Source organism: Brachybacterium sp. AG952 (assembly GCF_004362645.1).
Taxonomy (GTDB): domain Bacteria; phylum Actinomycetota; class Actinomycetes; order Actinomycetales; family Dermabacteraceae; genus Brachybacterium; species Brachybacterium conglomeratum.
This window is the reverse complement of sequence record NZ_SNXV01000005.1, coordinates 305,580-312,311: the sequence shown is the minus strand read 5'-3', so window position 1 is coordinate 312,311 and position 6,732 is coordinate 305,580. Positions and strand designations below refer to the sequence as shown.

8 protein-coding genes and 1 pseudogene are annotated in these 6,732 nt (G+C 71.6%); 8 read left to right on the top strand and 1 reads right to left on the bottom strand.

Features of this window, described 5'->3' with window-relative positions; all coding sequences use genetic code 11:
* Nucleotides 1–100: 100 nt before the first annotated feature.
* From pgeF to DEU31_RS13755, 7 genes and pseudogenes are all read left to right on the top strand, one after another.
* A pseudogene (gene pgeF, locus DEU31_RS13785) lies at nt 101–802 on the top strand (peptidoglycan editing factor PgeF); the annotation flags it as partial.
* A gap of 222 nt (nt 803–1,024) precedes the next feature.
* Nucleotides 1,025–1,510, top strand: coding sequence for a cell division protein SepF (gene sepF / locus DEU31_RS13780; protein ID WP_010551432.1), 486 nt, complete (start codon nt 1,025–1,027; stop codon nt 1,508–1,510).
* A gap of 7 nt (nt 1,511–1,517) precedes the next feature.
* Complete coding sequence (locus DEU31_RS13775; RefSeq protein ID WP_053916211.1) at nt 1,518–1,808, top strand: YggT family protein; 291 nt, start codon at nt 1,518–1,520, stop codon at nt 1,806–1,808.
* A 128-nt stretch (nt 1,809–1,936) separates the two neighbouring features.
* A complete protein-coding gene (locus DEU31_RS13770; RefSeq protein ID WP_133677550.1) occupies nt 1,937–2,626 on the top strand; it encodes a DivIVA domain-containing protein in 690 nt (229 codons plus the stop codon).
* A gap of 14 nt (nt 2,627–2,640) precedes the next feature.
* On the top strand, nt 2,641–3,309 hold the full coding sequence (gene lspA / locus DEU31_RS13765; RefSeq protein ID WP_133677549.1) for a signal peptidase II: 669 nt from the start codon (nt 2,641–2,643) through the stop codon (nt 3,307–3,309).
* Nucleotides 3,306–4,232: an RluA family pseudouridine synthase gene (locus DEU31_RS13760; RefSeq protein ID WP_133677548.1), complete on the top strand. Its 927-nt coding sequence runs from the start codon at nt 3,306–3,308 to the stop codon at nt 4,230–4,232. Before lspA ends, DEU31_RS13760 begins: the two co-directional genes overlap by 4 nt.
* 97 nt (nt 4,233–4,329) lie before the next feature.
* Complete coding sequence (locus DEU31_RS13755; RefSeq protein WP_133677547.1) at nt 4,330–5,061, top strand: hypothetical protein; 732 nt, start codon at nt 4,330–4,332, stop codon at nt 5,059–5,061.
* A gap of 140 nt (nt 5,062–5,201) precedes the next feature.
* On the opposite strand, the gene DEU31_RS13750 is transcribed toward DEU31_RS13755, so the two are convergent.
* Nucleotides 5,202–5,582 carry a hypothetical protein gene (locus DEU31_RS13750; RefSeq protein ID WP_133677546.1) on the bottom strand — a complete coding sequence of 127 codons (381 nt, stop codon included), beginning with the start codon at nt 5,580–5,582 and terminating at the stop codon, nt 5,202–5,204.
* A 60-nt stretch (nt 5,583–5,642) separates the two neighbouring features.
* On the opposite strand from DEU31_RS13750, the gene DEU31_RS13745 reads away from it, so the two are divergent.
* Entirely contained in the window at nt 5,643–6,692 is a 1,050-nt protein-coding gene (locus tag DEU31_RS13745) for a hypothetical protein (protein ID WP_133677545.1), read from the top strand.
* The last annotated feature ends 40 nt before the right edge of the window (nt 6,693–6,732 follow it).

Here is a 6,732-nt window from a genome sequence, read left to right as displayed (position 1 = left end):
ACCCGCCCGCCGCACATCGAGGAGCCCCCGGCGGACGACGACGACCTCGACCTGCCGTCCTTCCTGAAGTGACGAGCCCCCTCAGGGCACGGGCCGTGCCGGAGGGGTCAGCAAGGGCGAGCACGCCGCCCTCAACCTCGCCCGCCACGTCGGCGACGACGCACAGGCTGTCGAGGAGAACCGGTCGCGGGTGGCCGCGGAGATCGGCGCACCGCTGGTCTTCGTCGAGCAGGTCCACTCCGCCGATGTGCTCGTGCTGCCCGCACTGGACGCCGGGCCCGGGCACGGACCGGGGCCCGCGGGGGAGCCGGGACCCGTCGTGCGCGCCGACGCGATCGTCACCGACCGCACCGACGTGGCGCTCGCGATCATGGTCGCCGACTGCCTGCCCGTGCTGCTCTCCGACCCGGTCGCCGGGGTCGTCGCCGTCGCCCACGCAGGCCGCCGCGGCCTGCTGGACGGCGTGCTCGAGGCGACCCTCTCAGAGATGGCCGCCCTCGGCGCCCGCCCCGCGGACGTGACCGCGAGCATCGGCCCGTCGATCTGCGGCGCCTGCTACGAGGTGCCGGAGCAGATGCGAGAGGACGCCGCGGCCCTTCTGCCCGCGACCGCCTCGAGCACGAGCTGGGGGACCCCGGCGCTGGACCTGCGGGCGGGAGCGGTCTCCGTGCTGCAGGACGCCGGCGTCCCTGCCGAGGCGATCGACGCCGAGCATCCCTGCACCCTCGAGGACGAGCGCTTCTTCTCCTACCGCCGCAGCGCCGTCACGGGTCGCTTCGCCGGGGTGCTGCGCAGGGACTGAGCCGGCCCCGGGCGATCCCGGCCGGGCTCCGCCGCCCCGCTCGGGACCCGAACGGCGCGCACGACACGACGTGCACGTCACGCCGCGACACGCGCACGACACGCCGACGACGTCCCTGTCGTGTCGAATCGCCTGCTGTACTTTCGAGTCAACGGGCTCCCGCGCACTCCCCGTGCTTCCCTGGGGCCCAGGTCAGCGCGAACAACGACTGGGAGATCTGCGATGGGAACCTGGCGCAACGCCATGGTCGCACTCGGCCTCGCCAACGAGGTCGACGACGAGTACTACGAGGACGAGCGGTACCGCGAGGAGCAGCCTGCTCCGTCCCGCCGCACCGAGCGGGCGCCCGAGCCCACCATCGAACGGGAGGCCCAGGTGACCCCGATCCGTCAGCACTCGAACGTGGTCGCGATGGCCCCGGCAGTGGAGGAGTCGATGCAGCGCATCACCACGATCCATCCGCGGTCGTACAACGACGCCAAGGCGATCGGCGAGTCCTTCCGTGACGGCGTGCCGGTGATCATGAACCTCTCGGACATGCAGGACGGCGACGCCAAGCGCATGGTCGACTTCTCCGCCGGCCTCGTCTTCGGCCTGCGCGGCACGATCGAGCGCGTCACCTCCAAGGTGTTCCTGCTGTCGCCGGAGTTCGTCCAGGTCGACGGGGACTCCTCGGCCGACGAGGGCAGCTTCTACAACCAGAGCTGAGCATCCCGTGCAGCTCGTCGCCGGGATCCTCTATCTCGCAGTCCTGCTCTATCTGCTCCTGCTCCTGGCGCGCCTGGTGCTCGAGTGGATCCAGGGCTATGCCCGCGAGTTCCGCCCCTCGGGACTGGTGCTGGTGCTCTTCGAGGTGGTCTTCACGCTGACGGACCCCCCGGTCAAGCTCTTGCGCCGTCTGATCCCCCCGGTGCGGCTCGGTGCGGTGAGCCTGGACCTGTCCCTGATGATCCTCCTGATCGTGGGCTGGATCGTGCTGCGCGTCCTCGCAGGCCTCGCGGCCTGATCACGACCCGGCGATGTGAGGTGCGCGATTCTCCCGGCCCCGATGCAGGGGTCAGCCGCCGATCCGCTAGGCTGTCCGCACCGCGCCTCACCGCGCAAACCGACTCACGAATGACGAAAAGGTGACCCATGGCTCTGATGCCCGAAGACCTGATGAATCAGCGGTTCACCCCGGTCCGGTTCTCCGAGGGTTACGACATGGACGAGGTCGACAACTTCCTCGACAACGAGGTCGAACCCCGCCTGAAGGAACTGATCTCCGAGAACGAGCGCCTGAAGAAGGAGCTCGAGGAGGCGCACAACCGCATCGCTGAGCTCGAGTCCGGTGCTCCTGCCGCGGCCGCCGGCCCGGCCGTCGAGGCCGAGGACCAGGACGAGGAGACCCTCGTCTCCGAGGTGCCCGACTCCGCCGCCGACGAGACCGCCCCGCAGGCCGTCGTCGCCGACGAGGAGCCCTCGGCCGCGGCCGAGGAGCCCGTCCCCGCCTCTGTGCAGACCCCGGACCAGTCCGCTGCCGGCATCATCGCCCTGGCCAACCGCCTGCACGACGAGCACGTCAAGAACGGCGAGGACGAGCGCGACCGGCTCATCACCGAGGCGAACGAGGAGCACAAGCGCATCGTCGGCGAGGCCGAGGAGAAGTCCCGCACCACGCTGGCCGAGCTCGAGACGAAGAAGGCCGAGCTCGACAAGACCATCGAGGGCCTGCGCAACTTCGAGCGCGACTACCGCAACCGTCTGCGCAACTACCTGGAGAACCAGCTGCGCGAGCTCGACACGAGCGAGACGCAGGACAAGCAGGCGAACTTCGGTCTGTGAGCACGTCTGACCCCATGTCGACGAGCGCTGGCCCGCAGGGGGCCGGCGCTCGTCGCCGTCTGAGCCGCCCCGCCGTCCTCGCGCTCGTCGGCGTCCTCGCGGCCGTGCTCCTGGTCGCGGACCAGGTGACGAAGAACTGGGCGGTGGCGACCCTCCCCGAGCTCGACCCCCAGCCCTTCCTCGGCGAGGTGCTGCAGCTGACCCTGCTGTACAACACCGGCGCGGCCTGGGGGATGGGCGCGGAGATCACCCCGGTGGTCACCTGCCTGCAGATCGCGATCGTGATCGGCGTGATCGTCTTCGCGGTCCGCTCGGTCCGCTCGCCCTGGTACGCACTCGCCCTCGGTCTGATCATGGGCGGCGCGCTCGGCAACATCCACGACCGCCTGCTGCGGGCCCCCGGCCCCTTCCACGGCGCGGTCGTCGACTTCCTCGAGCTGCCGAACTGGCCCGTCTTCAACGTCGCCGACATGGCCGTGGTGGGCGGGGCGATCCTGGTGATCGCGCTCGGGCTGTTCGGCCTCGACGCCGATCCCGCCCGCGCCGCGCAGGAGCAGGCCGAGGCCGAGCAGGCGCAGACCCGCGCCGAGCAGAAGCAGGCCGGCGCCGAGCAGGAGCAGGCCCGTTCCGCCGAGCCGTCGACGGGAGACCCGGCGGAGGAATCCCCGGAGGCGGAGAAGTGAGCGCCTCCCGCACCCTGATGGTCCCCGACGGCCTCGCCGGGGAGCGCGTGGACGTGGGCATCTCCCGCATGCTGGGCCTGTCCCGCACCCGCGCCGCCGACCTCGTCATGGCCGGGCACGTCCTGGTCGACGGCCAGGTCCCCGCCCGCTCCACCCGTCTCGAGCCCGGGGCGATGGTGGATGTCGAGCTGCCGGACGAGAAGCCGGCCGTCGAGGTCCGGCCCCAGATCGCCGAGGGCATGAGCCTGATCCATCAGGACGACGACATCGTCGTGATCGACAAGCCCGTGGGCGTCGCGGCGCATCCGAGCGCCGGCTGGTCCGGGCCGACGGTGCTGGGCCATCTCGCCGCCGCCGGCGTCTCGATCCGCACCAGCGGCGACCCCGAGCGGCAGGGGATCGTCTCCCGTCTGGACGTCGGGACCAGCGGGCTCATGGTCGTCGCCCGCACCGAGCGCGCCTACACCACGCTGAAGGACGCCTTCCGCGCCCGCGAGGTGGGGAAGGTGTACCACGCGGTGTGCCAGGGGGCGCCCGATCAGCCCTCCGGCACGATCGACGCGCCCATCGGCCGCTCGCCGAGCCACGACTACAAGTTCGCGGTGCGCGAGGACGGCAAGCACTCGGTCACCCACTACGAGACCCTCGAGGAGCTGCGCGGCGCGACCCTGCTGCGTGTGGGCCTGGAGACCGGCCGCACCCACCAGATCCGCGTGCACATGGCCGCGCTGCGACATCCCCTGGTCGGCGACCCGCTCTACGGCGCGGACCCGACCCTGGCGACGAAGGTGGGCCTGGTGCGGCAGTGGCTGCACGCGATGGAGCTCACCTTCACCCATCCGGTGAGCGGACGCGAGGTCACCTACGCCTCCACCTACCCGGCCGACCTCCAGCAGGCGCTCGAGAGGCTCAGGGAGCGCTGAGCAGGGCGGGACGTGGCGCACAGCTCTGGTGTCGCCCCGCGCGCTGCCCGGGTGTCGGCGTCACCGGCATCGGCCATGCAGGGGTTACCGTCGAGCCATGACCGACGAGCAGACCTCCGGAGCGCTGACCCCCACCCGGGATGCCGCCCTGTCCCGCCCCGACTTCCCCGTCGCCCGCGTCGCGCGCCGCCTGGGCCTCGACCCCGAGGGTGCCGAGCTCGCGCTGCGCGACGACGAGCGGGTGCGTGCCGCGCTCGCACGCTCCGTCGAGGAGTTCCTCGCCGCCGACGACGACCGCCGCGCCGGACGGCCCCCGAGCTCCGAGCTCGCCCTGGACCCCGACTTCCCGACCGGCGTGGGCATGGCGCTCGTCGGCGCCGCGGTGCTGTGGGAGGCGCGGGAGCTGGTGCCGAAGGTCGCGCTGCGCGTGGCGAAGGACCACTACGAGGACGGGGCCGACGAGCTCGCCGCGAGCTACGTCGCCCTCGTCCAGGAGTCCGTCGAGCCGGGGGAGCGCAGCGACGACGACGCCCTCGCCTGGGCGGCGCAGTCCCTGCTCGTCTCGGTGCTGCAGCGCGGCGGGGGCCCGGCCCGCGCCGACGAGATCGCCCGCGACCTCGCCGCCCATGCGATCCCGATCGACCTGTGGCGCGACGACGACCCGACCCTGCCGGACGACTCCCTGGCCTGGCACGGCGGCGCCTTCGTGGGCGGGATCCCGCCGCGCCGCGACGAGCGCCGCCTCAGCTTCGAGGACGTCCACGACTACATGAACACGCTCATGGCCGACATGCAGCGTGAGCAGGCGGCGGAGGAGGACGGGATCTGAAGCGACAGCGGGAGGCGCACCAGACCGCCAGAGCTGGCAGTCCGCACTCCAGGCCGCCCCGTAGGGCTGCACCTGGGCATGGGTGCTCACTGGCCCGTCGGCCCTCCGTGCCGTGATCGCGAGGGTTCGACCGTGATGAGCTATCTGAAGTCGCTGGGATGCGGTCTGATCCAGTGCTCGGCCATGAGCCCGGCCGGGAACTGGAGTACGGCGAGGATGACGGCGAGCAGTCCCAGTCCGATCCCGACGGCACCCCACACACGCGCTCCACGGAGCTTGGCGCATGCGACCGTCCCGAGACAGAGGGCGACAACGGCCAGGAGGATGCTCGGCGCGACTGCGAGGAGGTAGATCAGGTGAGTATCTGCCTTGGGGTGCCCCGAGTTCACAGCGGCAGCATGATCCGTCGCGGCATAGAACTGTCCGGCCATGGACACGGCGATGGCTGCGCCGCCCGAGAACGACGCGACAAGCCCGAAGGACAAGCGGTTCCGTTCTTGTCGGCGCACTGATCTGGTCATCGGGCCACGCTAGCCGAGCCGACGATGGAGACGGATGAACGACGCCCGTACCCTGGCCCCATGACGACTCCACGGGGCGCCCTCCTCACGGGCAGCGTGAATTACGACGACGCAGAGAAGACCATGCGCACGGTCGCCGAGATCCTCGGCGCGCACGTCGGACGGATCCCCGACGGCGAGGTCGGGAAGCGATTCCACTGGATCATGTTCCAGCCCGACGTGCTCGGAGAGGCCGACGGCATCGAGCGCGTGGGCGCGGAGCCGATCCCCTTCGGCGCCGGGCTCGACGCCCGCCCGCTGCGGATCGTCGACGGGGTCGAGGCGGCCGAGATCGCGCTGCCGCCGCTCGGCTACGCGGACGCCGCCCGCGAGTCCTACGCCCTGTTCACCCGCCTTCGGGCCGAGGGCGCGATCCCGACCGGGATGCGCTTCCAGGTCTCCTTGCCCACCCCCGTCGCGGTGATCTCCTCCTTCTTCTCCGGTGACGACCGGATCGCGATCGAGCCCGTCTACGCGGACGCGCTGTTGGGAGAGCTCGAGCGAATCCTCGAGGAGATCCCGCACGAGGACCTCGCGATCCAGTGGGACGTCGCCAGTGAGATGGGGATCCTCGAGGGGGCCTCCGGCTACGGCGCGGTCATGCAGGGCTGGTGGACCGGGGGAGTGCTCGAGGGCATCGTCGCCCGGCTCGCCGCGCTCGTGGACGCGGTGCCGGAGGATGTCGAGGTCGGCATGCACCTCTGCTACGGCGACGCGGGGGAGAAGCACTTCGTCGAGCCCGCCGACACCGAGAACCTCATCCGGGTCGCGAACGCCGTCCTCGGCGCCGTCGGCCGCCCGCTGTCCTGGCTGCACCTGCCCGTGCCGATCAGCAGGAACGACGAGGCGTACTTCGCCCCGCTCGCCGAGCTCGCCGATGTCCCCGAGCTGTACCTCGGGCTCGTCCACCGCGAGGACGGCGCCGACGGGGCCCGCGCCCGCATCGCCGCTGCGCAGAAGGTCCTGGACCGTGACTTCGGCGTCGCCACCGAGTGCGGCATCGGCCGCGCCCCCGAGGGCACCACCGAGTCGATCCTGCGCACCCACGCCGAGGTCGCGGCGCCTCGCTGAGGACCCTACTGAGCAGCGCCCGTCAACGCCCCGGTGCGCC